This window comes from Mucilaginibacter sp. P2_A4 (genome assembly GCF_056405015.1).
Genome location: NZ_JBFUCX010000005.1, coordinates 169,398 through 185,246, shown reverse-complemented (window position 1 = coordinate 185,246; position 15,849 = coordinate 169,398). Strand labels below are relative to the sequence as shown.

Here is a 15,849-nt window from a genome sequence, read left to right as displayed (position 1 = left end):
TTAACGGAGAGAAAACATTTAGACAGGAAACATTTTAAATATATAAGCATACATTACATTTGCTGATTTTTAAACCATTACTGTTATAAAAATCAGCCATCATAAATATGAATATCCTCAAATCGATAGCAATTTTTGTTCTTGCCGGCCTCTGCGAAATTGGCGGAGGTTACCTTGTTTGGCTGTGGCTCAAGGAGGATAAACCCTGGTGGTATGGTATTATCGGGGGTATTATACTGGCGCTTTATGGTGTAATAGCTACCTGGCAATCGGCGGGTTTCGGGCGTGTTTATGCAGCTTATGGTGGTATTTTTATATTAATGGCACTAATATGGGCCTGGCGGGTAGATGATTTTAAACCCGATAAATATGATATCATAGGCGCGGTAATAGCTGTAGCGGGTGCCTGTATTATCATTTTTATGCCACGGGGAAAGTAACTTCTCTTACTTCATAAAACTTACTTAAATGAATTGTAATATAGATTTGGCTAAATGATAGCCTCATTTGCCATGGGAGTTTATCCTTCCCTTAAAAATTAAATTAAAAAAAAGCAGTCAAAGGGCAAACAAAGATGCTACGTGGTTTGTACTATAGCTGATTTTATTATTTATTTAAATAATAACAAAACAATCACTATATTTACATTACCATACTAAATGTTAATAATTATGGAAAAATTAATAATATTAAGAATGTTTTTCTGTTTCCCCTTAGCCGGACTATTGCTTCCGGATGCCGGAATCTTACTAGCAGGTAACCCGGGCCATATACCATTAATTCGTCTTGGCATCGAAATTGGATTGATCATTTGCATTTTGATTTGCACAGTTGCAATTACGTATGGCAAAAGACGCAATCAAAATATATCTGATAAAAAAAACGAGGCATCATATTATTAGAGCCTATAACAGAAACATTACTTAACCTTCAATCCGGATTAAAGTATTGACTCAATTGGGGTTCTTGTGCCCCAAATTTCTACTACAGCTTTTTGTGTTTGGCGTTTTAATCCCAATTCCGGCGCGTTAACTTTCGGTATGTGCTTTGCTATATCAATATTGTTTTTTTTATTGATATTTGATCAACCGCTACTCCGTAAATGAAAAAAGTCTTATTCCTTATCCTCTTTCCGTTATCTTCATTTGCACAAACAGCATTTACCTACATCCAAAACGGAAACGCGAGTGCTAATGCAAAGGATTATAAAAGTGCTATCGATAATTTTACCCGGGCCATTCAGTTAAATGATAAAAATAGCGATGCTTATTTTTATCGTGCCAATGCCAACGGAAACCTGAAGGATTACAAAGCGGCGATTGCCGACTATGCCAAAGCGTTATCAATTAAATCCGACTTTACCACGGCCTACTATTATAAAGCAAATGCCGAAAGCAGCGTTCAGGATTACCAGGCTGCAATTGCAGATTTTACCCGCGCCATTGCGCTGGGCCCAAAAACCGGCGAGATGTACCTCTATCGCGGTAACGCAAAATCAAACTTAAATGATAATGCAGGTGCCATTGCCGATTTCACCATTGCCTTGCAGTATGCACCCAACAACGCCGAAATATATGAGTACCGCGGACTTGCAAAAAACAATAAAGGTAATTATGCCGCCGCTGTGGATGACTATAATATTGCCATCAAACTAAATCCACAAAAATCGGCTGTTTACCAGTATCGCGCCGGATCAAAAGCAAGCATGGGCGATAACGAAGGGGCTATTGTTGATTACACTTTGGCTATTACAATGAACCCACAAAATGCCGAAGCCTATCTTTATCGCGGAAATTCAAAAGGCAATATCCAGGACTTTAAAGGAGCTGTTGAAGATTATAAAAAAGCGGCATCCCTAAATCCCCAACTTAAAAATGTATTCCTATACCTGGCAAATGCCGAAAACAATATGGGCGATAGCCTGGGTGCGCTTGATTACTTTAATAAATCAATTAATCAGCATCCGCAGCTTAGCGAGCCTTACCTTTATCGTGGCCTGGTTGAAAGCAATATAAAGGAGTATGATAAAGCAATAGCCGATTTCAATAAGTCGATAGCGCTTGGCAACCGAACGTCTGAAGCTTACCAAAGCCGTTCATATGTAAAACTATCAATGAAGGATGCCCACGGTGCTAAACTTGATGCTGATACAGCCATATCATTGGATCCTAAAAGTTTAAATGCATATATAAGTCGCAGCAAGGCAAAACTGGCCATGAAGGATACTACCGGTGTTATGGCCGATCTGGCTTTGGCTATAGCTATCAACAGCAAAAGTGATGAAGCCTACCTGGTACGCGGTGATACGCATCGCGATCTTGGCGATATGACTGCCGCTATAAATGATTATAGCAAAGCCATACAGATAAACCCCAATTATACCTACGCATACCTAAACCGCGCTATAGAAAAAGATAAAATGAATGATAAAGTGGGCGCGGTAAGGGATTTTGAAAAACTATTATCCATTGCACCTAAAAAAGAAGATGGCTACGCCCGTTTAGGTAAAGTAAACAACTTTTATAAATACACTTCAAACGGTATACAGTTATTTACAGCTGCTATCGGAATAAACCCGGCGAACTCGAATTTTTACCTTTACCGCGGCGAGGCAAAAGCCTATGCAGGCGATATCAAAGGTGCTATGGTCGATTATAATGCAGGCTTAATTAAAGACCCTAAAAACACTGGTATTTTATTAAAACGAGGCATACTTAAAACCGCTGGCGATGATTTTGCAGGCGCATTGACCGATTATAATGCATACATTAAAATTGATTCTGTTTCTGATGCTTCGGCTTTAGCTTATCAAAACAGGGGCTTTTTATCATCAAAACAGGGGAACTATAAAGCAGCGATGAAAGATTTGGATAAAGCTGTCTCCATTTTCTCAAACGATGAAACTTTTTTATTCAGGGGCGATGTTAAACTGGCTTTAAAAGATTACGCAGGCGCAGCCGATGATTATCACAATGCCGTTTACCTTAACCCTGCTTATGCCAGGGCATTGGCACACAGTGGTATTGCCAAAAGCTATTTGGGAGATATACAGGGCGTTAATGAGGATTTTGCAGCTGCCCTAAAAGCCGAACCAAACAATGCCGATACCTATATTGACCGTGGCGCCGCCAAAGTGAACATGAAAGATGCCGCCGGTGCCGTTGCCGATTGCAGCCTGGCAATACAGCTTAATTCAAAAAACTCAAGAGCCTATTTACAACGTGGTTTGGCTAAAATAGCGCTTAACGATAAAACGGGTGCCTGTGCAGATATGAACAAAGCACTTGAACTGTGCTCAAAAGAAGCCCCCGCTTCTATTGCAAAATATTGCAAGTAGTTTTTTTGGGACAAAGGACATTCAGACAAAGGATTTTCAGACTTTCGGACATTCATACTAAGACCCTAATTATTACTAAAAAAGGTCTGGCTCGTAACAAGCCAGACCTTTTTTAATAATATTCTTTTCTATGCCCCTTTGTCCGAAAATCCTTTGTCCGAAAGTCTGAAAATCCTTTGTCTGAATGTCATCCAATCAAACCGCTTTCCTATCTCCGCTTTGTAGTTGTGCGCGTAGTTCTTTCAGCTCAATTTCATAAGCGCGCATACGGGCTTGCAAAATATCTACCTCGGTACGCATCATTTGTATTTCGGTGATTAGCTTGGCCGATTCAGGCTTGTTGATTTTTTTTTCGCCGCTGCCAAGAATAAGCCACTCGGGCGAATATTTAAGCTGAAAGCACAGTTTACGAATAAGGTAATAACTAATATCCTGCTTTTTATTGATCACTTTACTGATAAAGCCCTGATCAACACCGATAGCACCAGCCAAACCCAGCTGCCCGCCGTGTTCCTGCACAATTACTTTTAACCGTTTTATTATTGCTTCATCCGACATATACGACTGCAATAATAAACAATTTGTTCAATTGTTTATTATTGCAGTCGTGCATTCATTCATTAGTGATTTTTTGAGATATATCATATAAAGCGCCCCTATCAACAGGAACCCGTTTTGCATATTTATATACTCAAAAATGTAAATTACTTTTGCCGCTCTTCGGCTCTATACAGTAATTCATTAAGATGTTTATTGAAAATATCTATGCTGATACGGCCAGCTTTGTAATCGGCAGTTGATTTATGAAATTGCTGCTCTATATTGGCATCAGCATTACTAAGTGCTTTATTCAATCTATCCAATTTTTGCCCCAGGCTTTGCATCATCAGTAATGGTTCCACATCATTGGTTTGCCGTAACGTTTTCCTTACTTTACTGCGTTGCTGCCTATCAAATTGTAATATCAAAAACACCACAACCGATCCAATGATTACAAAAAAATAAAAAGAATTCATAAAATTAACTTAGGGTTGTTTACAGTATAAGTTATTACGACTCCTCTTATTGATAGGTTACAATAAGTTTTAAACAATGCTATCAGCAGGTTAACACACATTTAATACTATTCTCCTAAAGTTAAAACCGATCCCCCCGTCTCAAACATTGTAATTTATAACTTGCACTTTTAATTTCCGGGTAAAAAAGCGGAACTTTACGGTAAATTAATTGGCATGCAAAATAAAACGCCTCTTTAAAACGCTTATAATATTATGAAACCAGGAGATAAGGTAATTTGCATTAACGACAAAATAGATCCCGAAAAAAGCGAAGAGATAAGACGTGACTTTGAAATTTGGATTACCAGGGACAAAGAATACACCATCCGCGAGATATTGGATAACAACGGAATTGTTACCGGGGTGCTATTGGATGAAGTGCACAACTTTCCCAAATTTTTTAAACTGATCAACCGTTTCCAGGAGCCGGCATTTGCCCAATGGCGTTTCCGTAAGCTTAACTATGCCAGTCAACCTGCAGAAGCCGTAAGCGAAGTAGAAGAACTGGTGGAGCAATTGGAGCAGGAAAAACAGCAGGTGAAGGTAAAATAGGTTAATACTATTTTCGCACAAAAACGTTAAGCGTAACTATTGTTCATTTTCTTTACAAACTACCTCTTTTTGCGCGAGACAATTAAGCCGGGATATTTACTTTGTTAAACATTTGCAAAAACAATTTCAGGATCAGATATTTATAAATAATCTGATCCTGAAATGAAAAAAATACCTGCCTTAATTCTGTTTTTAATTTCTGTAGCTGCAATATCGGCTTGCAATAGTCCGTCCAAAAAATCGTCGCATGGTGCTTTAAAAGTACAAAACAATGGTGTTAATATTGCTTATACTGATAGCGGTACTGGCGATACTACCCTACTATTTGTGCACGGGTGGTGTATCAATAAAACCTACTTTACCAATCAGGTTGATGCTTTCAGTAAAAGGTACAGGGTGGTTACTATAGACCTGCCAGGCTTCGGCCAATCGGGCAAAAACAGAACCTCGTGGACGGTTGACAACTTCGGGAAAGATGTTGCCTCGGTAATTACTCAGTTAAATTTAAAACACGTAATTCTTATCGGTCATTCCATGTCGGGCGCTATCGTAGTACAGGCTAAAATAGATGCACCTGGTCAAGTTATTGGGTTGATAGGTATTGACAATTTTAAAGAATATAGCACAGGACCAGAAACCCCGGAATATAAAGCAGAATTCGATGCGGTTATAAATGTACTTAAAAAGGATTTCAAAAAAGTAGCCACCGATTATTTTAATAAATATCTATTTTACAAAACCACCGACGCTGCTTTGCGCAAACGTATACTAAATGATGTTACCCACACGGATAGCACCATTGCCATCGCCTGCATGGAAGACAACAGCTTTAATACCGCGGCCAGGCTAAAAGAGGCTAAAATGAAAATCCACTTAATCAATAGCGATAATACGCCGAATGACACTACGGGCTTTGTAAAAAACAATATCCCCTACCAGCTACTGATCGTCCATACCACAGGTCATTTCCCTATGGCCGAAAAACCAAATGAGTTTAATATACTCTTGCAAAAAGCCATTAACGATATCAAATAACAACTATAATCTATAACTCATAACCAAATAGAATAGCACCCATAATTATGTTTAAAATGCTATTTGGCATATATCAATCATAACTCCCTGCTGCTTCTGTTTCTACAAGCTGAGTAAGTATAGCTTTTAAAGTAGCTTCGCGGGCCCATTGCTGTTCCATGATTGAAGCATCATCCTGGTACCATTTAAGAGGAGTATTTATTTCGATGCGTGCCTTGTAAACAAAGTTTTTGGTTGGATGCATCTTACTCCCCTCATAGCTGTTAAGATTTTCACTTTTAATTATTTTGGCAAAGTCGCGGGCTTTAACATCCAGCTGCAGGCACTCATCAAGCGAATTTTTGAAATCCTGTTTATCTTCCAGCCAAAGGGTTAAGGTTTCGTCGTTGATGTCGTGGTCAGCGATAGAAATACGACTATAATCATAGTCAACCGAAATGATCATCCACCAAAGCTGGTCTTTTAATTTTTGAGTAATCTTCATATTATTTATTCGTTAGTTTATTGGTTATTGATCTTAGCGTGGATATGACCGCTTACCGTAAACCGGCAACGGCAAACTGATAACTGTCTATTGCAAACTGGCAACGGCAAACTGCCCACTGATAACTGTCTATTGGCAAACTGCCTACTGTAAACTGCAACTGCAAACTGATAACTGCCTACTGGCAACCGCAAACTGCCTACTGCCTACTGATAAACATCTACCTGAAAGCAGGCATCCAGCCCGGAATATATTTTTGTATGGCAACAATTTCATCGTCAAGTTTTTGACAGGCGGCCTGGTAACCCAGGTAGCGTAACAGTGGTTCATGCTGGCAAGTATCATCCACGGTTATAAATGAATGTTGAGCCGTATGATGTTCTTCGTGCTGAATGGCTGAATAAGCAATATGCATCTTTTGAGTTTAATTAGTTAAGTCAGGCTTTATTTGTTCCAATACAGTATTTCTGTATTTATTTTCTTTAAATCAGATGTAATAAATTTGTTTTTGCTTAAATTTGTATTACATTAGTAAAAATCAACAGGACAAATATAAAGAATAATCTTTATATTATTCAAGAAAAATCTTTAATATTTATTATCATGGATGATATATCAAAACCCGGAAAAATAAAAACCATTCGCCCGGAAACCCTGGAGTTTATTATCCTTTATAGCCAACTTAAGGGTAAAGCATTTACAGGCAACGCGCAACTGGCCGAAGCTTTGGGCTTTAATTCACCCAGTTCCATCACCGAAATTGTAAAGAGCCGACAAAATATCGATCCAGAAAAATTGAAGATTTTTAAAGAAAAATACAAAGAGTTCATCAATACAAATAAATCTGTACGAAATCAAGAAAATATCACAATAAATAAAGCAGAGGAGGGGATTCCGATGTATGAAATTATAGCCACCGCATCGGGTGTAGAAGTATACAATGATATAAATGATTCGCACCCGGTTGGGAGGATGAATTTTCCAGGTATTGAAGATTGCGATTTTGCCTTGCCTGTTTGGGGGCACTCCATGTACCCCTACCTGGAGAACGGTTGCTGGGTAGCGCTAAAGATCATTCATGATAAAAAGATATTACCCGGCGAGGTTTACTATATCGAGTGGGGCGATTACCGCATGTACAAACGTTTGCTTGCCGGCGATAAAACCGATGAAGTAATAGCACACTCAGACAATACTACCGAAATGGTTGGGAACCGCCTTAAATATGCCCCCTTTACTATTAATGTAGCCGATATAAAGAAACTTTGCCTGGTTAAGGATATCCATAAAAAACACAATCATTAGTACCCTCTGCCGGGTCAATAAAGGAAAGCTTTTATACAAACACACATTAATTAGCATAAGATAGCTTATCAGCCCGGATTACTCTTCCTTTAAGGGTCCGGGAGGATTTTCCATTCTAAATATCATACAATCAATATCTGTTTTTAAGCTCTCGATGATCTCCTCCAACTCGGCTTTGGATAAATCATCCCTAAAGTCGTTCCGTTTGGTGTTATTGATATACTGTAGATAAGTACCAATCATCAGGTTATGTTTTTTATCAAGCCTATCGCCATCATAAGCTATCATTTTAAACAAACGATCAAGGTGAACGTAGTAATTACGTTTAGTTAAAGTCTCAATATCAACAGATTCTTTCTTAATTTCCTTCAAAAATTCTTCGAGAATCATAATCTATTATTTATATTTATTTCACACTACTTATAAATCAAAGTAAATATATAAACAAAGGGGAAAACACCCACTATTTATAGATCATGAACATGCGTTCTTTTTGTTAAAAAATAATATTGCTAATTTCTAAAAGCTTTTAAAACAGTTTGGTAAATATTGTTGTTTATCAGTAAATACTCTCAACCTATAACCTATGGCACTCAACGTTATAAATTTCGTTACTCAGCGGCTTAGTGTTGGCAATGCATTGCAGAATATTCTTTTTTATGCGATGTTGCTTTTTTTGTTCTGCCTAATAATAGCACAGCTCCAAACAAAACGCATATCATCAAAACAGCGTTCAGTAATTAAATAAAATAAACTTTATCTTCCTGCTGTTTGCATTCTTCCCTCTTCCTTTAATTACCTCAAATTAAATTCCTGCTAAAGCTCAATTAGCTTAAATTTGCTTTTATCAATTCAGGATTTATTTTTCCTTTTTTTATATGCTGATCAGACTTGCTACACTAAATGATATCCCACAAATCATGCAGCTAATTTCCCGCGTGGTGCCGATAATGATTACTTCAGGTAATTACCAGTGGGATAATACTTACCCCAACGCCGAAGTTTTTATAGATGATATTACCCAAGGGAAGCTTTGGGTAGCAGAAGCTGAGGGGCAAATTGCAGGCATTACAGCCATTACAACCGATCAGGAAGCTGAATATGCCCAGGTAGGCTGGGACATTACCGAAGTGGCCATTGTTACTCACCGGCTTGCTGTAGATCCACAATACAGGGGAATGGGAATCGCAGCTTCATTGCTGCAACAGGCCGAATCTGAAGCCATACGCCGGGGGATAAAAACCCTGCGTATTGATACCAACACAGGTAACCAGGCTACTCAAAATCTATTTCCCAAATTAGGCTATGTTTTTGCCGGCGAAATAGGGCTGGGTTTCAGGCCGGGATTAAGATTTTACTGTTATGAAAAACGGCTTGATTGACCTTCATTAACCACAGGTTAAATTTGAATTAAAAACCATTGTTTTAGTTATTAATAGTCCCTGCAAACAATCTACTCCCCCGTTGCTGCCTGTTAATTATTAACATAGTGTCATTTTATCCACAATAAATCAAGGTTTTAACTACAATATGCTTATATTTAGTTTAACCGAAAGTTACGGCAGCGAATATCTCAGCAACTGTAATAAACAAGATTATAAACCCAAAGAAAGGAATAAAATGGACCCTGCAATGACGCTTGTAATAGCCGCAATTATTGCAGCTATTATTTTGGTTTTGTTTAATAAACAACAAGAGAACAAGGTAAGCAACAAAATGTATACTGATGATGTACGGCAACTTTACCTGCTCACCGCAGCCGAGTATAAAATTAATACTTTAGAAAGACTGCAGCGCTTAAACGTTGACCATGAACTGGCCGGGCTAATCACTGCATTTAAAAGCGGCGAAATCCAGTTAAATAAACTCAATGAGGAACTTGACTGTTTACTAAGTAAATTTAATGCCTCAGACCTTGCCCAGGTTTGTTAAGATTAAGCTCCCAAATCACCAATAATGCCATTTTATATTAAATATAATGGCCTCTTTTATAACGGACAGAATCCTACTCAGCTTGTGCTATTACTAAAATTAAAGCTATTTTAAAACAACCACGTATCCCCATAATTTGGGCCTTCCTTTTTTAAAATCTATTACATAATAATACGCGCCCGAAGGTATCAGGCTAGTATTATATGTACCATTCTATGGCTTTGTGTAATCTACAGATAAATACAATTGCTCTGCACCGATTAATTATACTTACTATAACAGTCGGAATAATTTGCCAGTGACGGAATGTTCCAGGTATCCTTATACCCCCTCGTTTGACGTAAGTGTTCCTAAGGCAATACATTTGATAACCATTGGCAAACGCATTAGAGATACTACTTTCTTTTTTTTCCGGTTAGCTAAAATCTATGCTTAGAAACCTATACTCCAAGACCTCAACCTGAACCTACTCAATCCAATTTTTAAGCATAAAAAAAGCCGGGCAGTGCCGGCTTATACTTAAAAGAATAATTTTTTTATGTTGTTAGTTACGTCTGAAACCACCTTTACCACCGCCGCTGTTGCCACCGCCGTTAAATCCAGGACCTTTATCTTCGGCTACATTAACCGTTATCCTGCGTCCGTAATAACTTGCACCGTTCATACACCTGATCGCTTCCTTCGCTTCGTTATCGTTCACCATTTCCACAAACCCAAAACCCTTACTCTCTTTTGTTTCGCGATCTTTAATGATTCTGAGCGATTTAACCGGCCCAAAGTCACCAAAAACAGCTGTTAATTCGGCCTCATCTACTTCTAAAGGAAGCCCTGCAATAAATACTTTCATCAATGTCTTTAAAATTTGTATAAAGGTACAAAAAATTGAGGGTATTTAGTAGTTATTGAAGTAAATAGGCAGGTTGCAACGGCTTTTTTACCTTGAAATTACCCAATCACTTTTAGCTTATAAAATAGCTCTCCTATTGATTTAAAAACGTTTTTTTATTTAAGCTGTAGTTCAAAACTACCTTCAACCCTATAAAACGGAGAATTTTCTTTATCATCTTTAGCCAAAAAAGTAAAGAAAGTGCCTTTGGCTATCATATTATCCTTGTTGTATTTATCCAAAGTAATTTTCCCGGAATCGTCTTTCCCAACAAATTGGGTTAACGTATATTGTAACAAAGGTTTTTTTTCATCAACCGTAAAAAGAAATTGGCTTCCGGCTACTTTACTGTTAACATTTGCCGATGCAAAACCCTCAGAGCTTATTCCAAAACTCATGGTGTGTGCCTTATTAATGGCAGTAATGCCAAAGTACTTATTATCACCATTATGTACGTTAATAAACGCTATAGAATCTATTGAAGCATCAAAAGTATAGGTTGAGTCTTCAATGGTTATTTTTAGTATACCTTTCCCTGCCAAAAAATTACCTGGAGTATTTATAATACCTAATGATGCGCTATCAATAGCTGCAACGGGCTTAATGGTTCCCATGTCTTTTACTCCCTCATCTTTCTGGCATGACGAAGCCATCACCGAAATGAGTAAAACACATAAAATGAACCAATTAGTAAACCTTTTATTGCCCATAGGTAAATTGATGGTTAAAGCTAATAATAAAAACCCTGAAAGTTTATCTATGCAATAAATTTAATAAATATTTAACACTTTTTAACCCCTTGGCGACAAATTCTGCAAAAAGATTATTGCGCAGTATATTTTCAAAAAACAAACGCAATCAATCGATATACAAAAGCTAAGAAAGCTTATTTAGTGATTGGATAAAAACCCATGTTATTGCGAAGCTAACAGGTACCAGGAAGGCATTATTTAAAAATTGTAGTTTTTTGAGAAAAGCAGGCAAAAAGGGATTAAAACACCTCACCCACATTAATAAACAACCCTCTCGAGCCCTCCCTGCCAAAACCATAATCTATGGCTATATTGGTTTTTGATACTTTATTAAGTTTAACGCGCAAGCCCGGGCCGAAGGCTGGCTGTATGGCTTCTAAACGTGTACCCGGCGCAGCCGAAAACGACTGCCCGTTCACAAACAACACACCGCCCAATAATCCATTCCTTGTTATTTTAAAACGATATTCGCTTTCAAGGTATACCATTTGCGCCCCTCTAAATCTTCCCTGTATATACCCCCTGCCGGTGGTAAAACTTGGGTCATGCCCCGTCGCGGGCAAATCAAGATAGGCAGGCCTGCCGTTTAGTACCAGCCAATTGTATGACCAAAAGGCAATTATATTATCAGAGTTTCCGGGCAACCGGTAATACTTACGCACATCAATAATTAATGATCGCCATGGTGCAGTGCTGCCTAAAAAGGTAAAGTTGTCCCGGTACTGCGCCGATGCATAAAACCCGCGCGAAGGATTGATAGAATTATCACGACTATCAAACAAGGTGTTAAAGGTTACTCCTGTGGATATGGCGCGTGATACAGGCCCATATCTTTCATAATCAGATACGCCGCCATTTAACTGTCCTTTCTCGCCCATGTTCCAGCGATCATCAAAAATATATCCCAGGCCAGCAAAAAAATCTCCTCCTACATGTTTCAATACGGTTTCATTAAACCTAAAAAAGGAATAATCCAACGGGTTTTCATTAGCTATATTTGAATTGGAGCCCAGGCCAAAGGTACTTTGAGGGTATTTGTAAAATCTAAAATCGCCTATAAAAGTGTATTGATTATCCTTTGTATAAATATTGGATTGCAGGGGAATGATTACCTGTTTTTTTTGAGTATAAGCAGGATTTATGGTGATAGTAGATATCCGCGCTTTAGGGCCGGTACGGAAAGCAATATTACCCGAAATAGTTGCGGCCAATGATGTTTGCAAGGTATAACCAACAGCCGGCAAAATTGATAATACAGGTTTTGTGCTTATTGAATCAACCTTGGCCGGTTTATCTGCTTTAACAAAAGCCGCCTTTATAACATCAAATATATCTTTTTCATAAGCAGTATCGGCAGGGGCGGCAATAACAGTATCCTTCAGTTTTGAACGACCAATAGGAATATATTTTTTTTCTTGCGCGGATAGCTTTGTGTAGCAGAACAATGAAAAAACAAAACATAAAAGAAGTACTTTTTTGCCGGGCATTATAATGAGCAATTTGCGAAGGATTGGTTTAAAATTGCAATTATAAATAATTATTCCATTAAATTCTTCCACAATCATATTAAGCTTTTAGTCGTGGATCGAAAGAGAAAACATTCACATCGATAATTTTTATCTTATCAAAATCAGGATGTGCCGGGTTAAGCAGGTAATTATACTCCAGGTCGATAATGGCCGATGGCACTTTTAAAACCGCGGTTTCCATTTTGGCAAGCCAATTATCACCCAGCTGCTGGGTAATGGGGTAATTGATTACCTTATGCCAGTTTGCGTCAAGTTTTATAAGTTGCTTCGTAGTAATTTCGGTAATTGGCAGATTACCTGGAATTTCGATAATTACAACCGAAAAATTACCACTATATAAAGATGTTCCCACTGAATGTACCAGTTTTTCGAGACAGGAAAGCGCCAGGGATCCGCCCGTATAAATTACATATTGCCCAAGCGAATTCCATCGGCCATCTATTCCGGATCCCTTGCGGTCATGACTATACTTGGTTTGACTGATACGGTAAACGCGCAAATTAATTAGTGATTTAGTGATTGGTTGAATTTGTGATTTTTATTAATTTTCGCTTTAGTTGGTTTGCAAGTTATGATAGTGCTAAAAATGGGCGAGCAATTAAACCACTCTCCACTCACACAATCAACCACTCTCCATTATTAAGCCAAAACTCCGTAATCGATACGAATAAGCTGAGTTAATACAATACTGATGCCGGTAAGGGTATCAAGCAAATCAAAGGGGATGGCATCAATGCCGGGATTATAGTGCTTAAGCCAGCTTTTAAACTCATCCAGAGAGCCAAAGGTATCCAACCCTTTATCAAAAAGTTCAAAAAGCTGAATAATGTGCTCACTAAGCCCCTGGTTTAACTCGCGCGAACTTTGGATATGTTTACGCAGTGTTGGTTCGGTAATATCAAGCCATTTGGCAATATCAATTTGGGTAGCTCCGGTAACTTGTATTAAATCGGTAATAGCGGCAGAACGCAATCCCTGCTTTATAGCCCCCAACTTAGCCAGCGGCGATTTAAAATAAGTTTCATAAGGTACCAAAAGATTATTCACAATAAATGTTGATGCATTTTCATGAACCACATACGCCCTTGAAGCAGTTTGCCCTGCCACGGTTGCTACTGCCTGCCTTTTAATTGATTTGCTCATACACAAATGTAATTATTTTCTTTTTAAAAAGAAAATAATTACTAAATTCATCATAGATCTTCGCCTGCATGACTAATCATACCGAATATTAAATCGTTGTTAGCCAACTGCCTTTTATTTTTTACCGGCAGTCTTATCTTTGTTTGCTTTTTCCTGGCCAATACCCATAGTCAGTGCCGTTAATCCTGCCATACTGCCAAGTTGCATCGTATCAATTGCCGAACTGGGTACAATTACAATAGTAGAGTTTTGTTTCAAACCTTCGTAAAGCATGTTCATTGCCCTTAAATGTAATGCCACCGGGTTGTCTGCGTAAGTTAGGGCTGCTTCTCCAAATTTTTCGGCTACCTGTTTCTCAGAGTCTCCCAAAATTACCCTGGCCTGCCGTTCTCTTTCTGCCTGTGCCTGCATAGACATGGCGTTCTCCAGTGCGCCGGGGATCAAAACGTCTTTGATCTCCACAGAGTTTACATTGATACCCCATGGCTCTGTACGTTCATCAATAATCTTTTGCAGTATGCCACTAATTTTCTCCCGTCCTTCAAGCATGTCCGATAACATGGTCTTTCCGATAACATCGCGCAATGCAGTTTGCGAGGCCCAACTAATTGCCCCCATATAGTCCGCAACTTCGAGGGCAGCTTTTTTGGGGTCAAGCACCTTCCAAAATAATACGGCAACCACATCAACCGGTACCGTGTCTTTGGTAAGTGTTTTTTCAGCCTTAAACGATGTCGTGATTACCCGGGTATCAATCCAGTAGGGTATGGTATCCAGAATGGGGATAATGAAAAACAGCCCTGGCCCCCTGAGCGATTGAAAACGCCCCAGGCGTAAAACCACACCCCTTTCCCAGGGATTAGCAATCTTGATAGCAAGAGAAATTAGCAAAGCAACCACAAAGGCGCTTACCATAATGATGGTGCTTGTTGCGGCACTCGAAGCATCATATGCCATCCTTGCCCATACAATACCAAGACCCAAAATTAGAAAAAACATGATTACAGGAAACGAATTTTGATTTCTCATATCAAACCACCTCCTAATTGGTTAATATATTGTATATTAAAGATAATCAAATTATGTAACTGATTAGTAATGGTATTCACACATTTTGCAATCGAAGGATCTTTGTACCTTTCAGGATGAAATTCATACTGAAAGCATCAGCTTGTTTTGATGCACTCTAAATTCTTTAACCTGCAATGGTTCAAACCAGCTAACTGTTTTACGGAGTAGCATGGTGCTGACCATTAACAATTAGCGCGCATATTTTACCAAAAAAATTAGCATATATCAAATATATTCCCTACTTTTGATTCTACTTTATGCCAATCGGCATTTTAAACATAATGAAAACCTATTCCTACACCTTTAAAACAGCCAGCGAGCTGGCGAGACTCATCGACGAATATTTTTTATACATCGAGGGTGAATATCATCTTGAACAAAAACCTGCAACTGATAAAAAAGAACAAACCGAAAACAAAGTTTGGGACCGGGAACCTGCGCCACCAACTTTTTGCGGACTGGCCCTATTTCTGGGATTCAATAGTATGCAGGAATTTGAAGATTATGAACAGAATGGCAAACACCCAAAATTACTTAAACGTGGCAGGCTGCGCATTGAAGCCTCCTATGAAGCTAAACTTTTTGAAAAACCTACCGGGGCCATATTTGCTTTGAAAAGCATGGGTTGGAATGATAAATCAGAACCAAATTCACCACCCGATAAAAGTAATAACACCCTTAAAGTTGAAATAACCAATACAGGCCCAGATACAGCCCGAAACGAAAAAGAGGTCAAAATTTAACAACCTCTCCCCTATCTCCTCT

Annotated in this window: 20 protein-coding genes; 9 read left to right on the top strand and 11 right to left on the bottom strand. The window is 38.5% G+C overall.

The genetic code is table 11. From position 1 onward, the window contains the following. Positions 1-107 precede the first annotated feature (107 nt). The 3 genes from AC1DYB_RS11910 to AC1DYB_RS11900 all read left to right on the top strand — a co-directional run bounded on the left by AC1DYB_RS11910 (position 108) and on the right by AC1DYB_RS11900 (position 3,337). On the top strand, positions 108-440 hold the full coding sequence (locus AC1DYB_RS11910; protein ID WP_477435121.1) for a YnfA family protein: 333 nt from the start codon (positions 108-110) through the stop codon (positions 438-440). 231 nt (positions 441-671) lie between these two features. Then, positions 672-902 (top strand): hypothetical protein, encoded by a 231-nt coding sequence (locus AC1DYB_RS11905; RefSeq protein WP_295710966.1) that lies wholly within the window; start codon positions 672-674, stop codon positions 900-902. Between the two features lie 200 nt (positions 903-1,102). Further along, a complete protein-coding gene (locus AC1DYB_RS11900; protein ID WP_477435119.1) occupies positions 1,103-3,337 on the top strand; it encodes a tetratricopeptide repeat protein in 2,235 nt (744 codons plus the stop codon). Positions 3,338-3,532: 195 nt separating this feature from the next. Here the strand turns inward: AC1DYB_RS11900 and AC1DYB_RS11895 are convergent, their stop codons facing one another. Next, positions 3,533-3,895, bottom strand: coding sequence for a helix-turn-helix domain-containing protein (locus AC1DYB_RS11895; RefSeq protein WP_295710971.1), 363 nt, complete (start codon positions 3,893-3,895; stop codon positions 3,533-3,535). Positions 3,896-4,041: 146 nt separating this feature from the next. After that, positions 4,042-4,353: a hypothetical protein gene (locus AC1DYB_RS11890; protein WP_477435117.1), complete on the bottom strand. Its 312-nt coding sequence runs from the start codon at positions 4,351-4,353 to the stop codon at positions 4,042-4,044. A gap of 255 nt (positions 4,354-4,608) precedes the next feature. On the opposite strand from AC1DYB_RS11890, the gene AC1DYB_RS11885 reads away from it, so the two are divergent. Continuing rightward, a complete protein-coding gene (locus AC1DYB_RS11885) occupies positions 4,609-4,947 on the top strand; it encodes a hypothetical protein (protein WP_477435115.1) in 339 nt (112 codons plus the stop codon). Positions 4,948-5,109: 162 nt separating this feature from the next. Further along, positions 5,110-5,982 carry an alpha/beta fold hydrolase gene (locus tag AC1DYB_RS11880; protein ID WP_477435113.1) on the top strand — a complete coding sequence of 291 codons (873 nt, stop codon included), beginning with the start codon at positions 5,110-5,112 and terminating at the stop codon, positions 5,980-5,982. Between the two features lie 73 nt (positions 5,983-6,055). Here AC1DYB_RS11880 and AC1DYB_RS11875 read toward each other — a convergent pair whose 3' ends face one another. Both AC1DYB_RS11875 and AC1DYB_RS11870 read right to left on the bottom strand, forming a co-directional pair. Then, positions 6,056-6,466, bottom strand: coding sequence for a hypothetical protein (locus AC1DYB_RS11875; RefSeq protein WP_295710978.1), 411 nt, complete (start codon positions 6,464-6,466; stop codon positions 6,056-6,058). A 220-nt stretch (positions 6,467-6,686) separates the two neighbouring features. After that, positions 6,687-6,881, bottom strand: coding sequence for a hypothetical protein (locus AC1DYB_RS11870; protein ID WP_477435111.1), 195 nt, complete (start codon positions 6,879-6,881; stop codon positions 6,687-6,689). Between the two features lie 188 nt (positions 6,882-7,069). Between AC1DYB_RS11870 and AC1DYB_RS11865 the strand changes: the two genes are divergently transcribed. Continuing rightward, a complete protein-coding gene (locus AC1DYB_RS11865; protein WP_477435109.1) occupies positions 7,070-7,771 on the top strand; it encodes a S24 family peptidase in 702 nt (233 codons plus the stop codon). Positions 7,772-7,849: 78 nt separating this feature from the next. On the opposite strand, the gene AC1DYB_RS11860 is transcribed toward AC1DYB_RS11865, so the two are convergent. Next, positions 7,850-8,161: a hypothetical protein gene (locus AC1DYB_RS11860; RefSeq protein ID WP_477435107.1), complete on the bottom strand. Its 312-nt coding sequence runs from the start codon at positions 8,159-8,161 to the stop codon at positions 7,850-7,852. Between the two features lie 488 nt (positions 8,162-8,649). On the opposite strand from AC1DYB_RS11860, the gene AC1DYB_RS11855 reads away from it, so the two are divergent. Together AC1DYB_RS11855 and AC1DYB_RS11850 are read left to right on the top strand one after the other, a co-directional pair. Then, positions 8,650-9,153: a GNAT family N-acetyltransferase gene (locus tag AC1DYB_RS11855; RefSeq protein ID WP_477435105.1), complete on the top strand. Its 504-nt coding sequence runs from the start codon at positions 8,650-8,652 to the stop codon at positions 9,151-9,153. A 148-nt stretch (positions 9,154-9,301) separates the two neighbouring features. Beyond that, the gene (locus tag AC1DYB_RS11850) at positions 9,302-9,703 is read left to right on the top strand and encodes a hypothetical protein (protein WP_477435103.1); all 402 of its coding nucleotides are present in this window, start codon (positions 9,302-9,304) and stop codon (positions 9,701-9,703) included. Positions 9,704-10,247: 544 nt separating this feature from the next. Here the strand turns inward: AC1DYB_RS11850 and AC1DYB_RS11845 are convergent. The 6 genes from AC1DYB_RS11845 to AC1DYB_RS11820 form a co-directional block, all read right to left on the bottom strand. Then, positions 10,248-10,550, bottom strand: a complete 303-nt coding sequence (locus AC1DYB_RS11845) for an RNA recognition motif domain-containing protein (RefSeq protein WP_295710988.1) — start codon at positions 10,548-10,550, stop codon at positions 10,248-10,250. Positions 10,551-10,705: 155 nt separating this feature from the next. Beyond that, entirely contained in the window at positions 10,706-11,299 is a 594-nt protein-coding gene (locus AC1DYB_RS11840; protein WP_477435101.1) for a hypothetical protein, read from the bottom strand. A gap of 281 nt (positions 11,300-11,580) precedes the next feature. Continuing rightward, the gene (locus AC1DYB_RS11835; protein WP_477397379.1) at positions 11,581-12,828 is read right to left on the bottom strand and encodes a BamA/TamA family outer membrane protein; all 1,248 of its coding nucleotides are present in this window, start codon (positions 12,826-12,828) and stop codon (positions 11,581-11,583) included. A gap of 79 nt (positions 12,829-12,907) precedes the next feature. Beyond that, positions 12,908-13,369: an RES family NAD+ phosphorylase gene (locus AC1DYB_RS11830; protein ID WP_477397381.1), complete on the bottom strand. Its 462-nt coding sequence runs from the start codon at positions 13,367-13,369 to the stop codon at positions 12,908-12,910. Positions 13,370-13,509: 140 nt separating this feature from the next. Next, positions 13,510-14,013 (bottom strand): antitoxin Xre/MbcA/ParS toxin-binding domain-containing protein, encoded by a 504-nt coding sequence (locus tag AC1DYB_RS11825; protein ID WP_477435099.1) that lies wholly within the window; start codon positions 14,011-14,013, stop codon positions 13,510-13,512. 114 nt (positions 14,014-14,127) lie between these two features. Beyond that, positions 14,128-15,012: a slipin family protein gene (locus tag AC1DYB_RS11820; RefSeq protein ID WP_295710997.1), complete on the bottom strand. Its 885-nt coding sequence runs from the start codon at positions 15,010-15,012 to the stop codon at positions 14,128-14,130. A 353-nt stretch (positions 15,013-15,365) separates the two neighbouring features. Between AC1DYB_RS11820 and AC1DYB_RS11815 the strand changes: the two genes are divergently transcribed. Further along, positions 15,366-15,827 carry a terminase small subunit gene (locus AC1DYB_RS11815; RefSeq protein ID WP_477435096.1) on the top strand — a complete coding sequence of 154 codons (462 nt, stop codon included), beginning with the start codon at positions 15,366-15,368 and terminating at the stop codon, positions 15,825-15,827. The last annotated feature ends 22 nt before the right edge of the window (positions 15,828-15,849 follow it).

Bases quoted from the DNA above. Each gene is read 5' to 3' on its own strand.
- AC1DYB_RS11840 (WP_477435101.1), bottom strand. From the start codon at position 11,299: ATGGGCAATAAAAGGTTTACTAATTGGTTCATTTTATGTGTTTTACTC.
- AC1DYB_RS11870 (WP_477435111.1), bottom strand. From the start codon at position 6,881: ATGCATATTGCTTATTCAGCCATTCAGCACGAAGAACATCATACGGCT.
- AC1DYB_RS11875 (WP_295710978.1), bottom strand. From the start codon at position 6,466: ATGAAGATTACTCAAAAATTAAAAGACCAGCTTTGGTGGATGATCATT.
- AC1DYB_RS11825 (WP_477435099.1), bottom strand. From the start codon at position 14,013: ATGAGCAAATCAATTAAAAGGCAGGCAGTAGCAACCGTGGCAGGGCAA.
- AC1DYB_RS11895 (WP_295710971.1), bottom strand. From the start codon at position 3,895: ATGTCGGATGAAGCAATAATAAAACGGTTAAAAGTAATTGTGCAGGAA.
- AC1DYB_RS11885 (WP_477435115.1), top strand. From the start codon at position 4,609: ATGAAACCAGGAGATAAGGTAATTTGCATTAACGACAAAATAGATCCC.
- AC1DYB_RS11855 (WP_477435105.1), top strand. From the start codon at position 8,650: ATGCTGATCAGACTTGCTACACTAAATGATATCCCACAAATCATGCAG.
- AC1DYB_RS11860 (WP_477435107.1), bottom strand. From the start codon at position 8,161: ATGATTCTCGAAGAATTTTTGAAGGAAATTAAGAAAGAATCTGTTGAT.
- AC1DYB_RS11880 (WP_477435113.1), top strand. From the start codon at position 5,110: ATGAAAAAAATACCTGCCTTAATTCTGTTTTTAATTTCTGTAGCTGCA.
- AC1DYB_RS11865 (WP_477435109.1), top strand. From the start codon at position 7,070: ATGGATGATATATCAAAACCCGGAAAAATAAAAACCATTCGCCCGGAA.
- AC1DYB_RS11900 (WP_477435119.1), top strand. From the start codon at position 1,103: ATGAAAAAAGTCTTATTCCTTATCCTCTTTCCGTTATCTTCATTTGCA.
- AC1DYB_RS11820 (WP_295710997.1), bottom strand. From the start codon at position 15,012: ATGTTTTTTCTAATTTTGGGTCTTGGTATTGTATGGGCAAGGATGGCA.
- AC1DYB_RS11835 (WP_477397379.1), bottom strand. From the start codon at position 12,828: ATGCCCGGCAAAAAAGTACTTCTTTTATGTTTTGTTTTTTCATTGTTC.
- AC1DYB_RS11890 (WP_477435117.1), bottom strand. From the start codon at position 4,353: ATGAATTCTTTTTATTTTTTTGTAATCATTGGATCGGTTGTGGTGTTT.
- AC1DYB_RS11850 (WP_477435103.1), top strand. From the start codon at position 9,302: ATGCTTATATTTAGTTTAACCGAAAGTTACGGCAGCGAATATCTCAGC.
- AC1DYB_RS11910 (WP_477435121.1), top strand. From the start codon at position 108: ATGAATATCCTCAAATCGATAGCAATTTTTGTTCTTGCCGGCCTCTGC.
- AC1DYB_RS11815 (WP_477435096.1), top strand. From the start codon at position 15,366: ATGAAAACCTATTCCTACACCTTTAAAACAGCCAGCGAGCTGGCGAGA.
- AC1DYB_RS11845 (WP_295710988.1), bottom strand. From the start codon at position 10,550: ATGAAAGTATTTATTGCAGGGCTTCCTTTAGAAGTAGATGAGGCCGAA.
- AC1DYB_RS11905 (WP_295710966.1), top strand. From the start codon at position 672: ATGGAAAAATTAATAATATTAAGAATGTTTTTCTGTTTCCCCTTAGCC.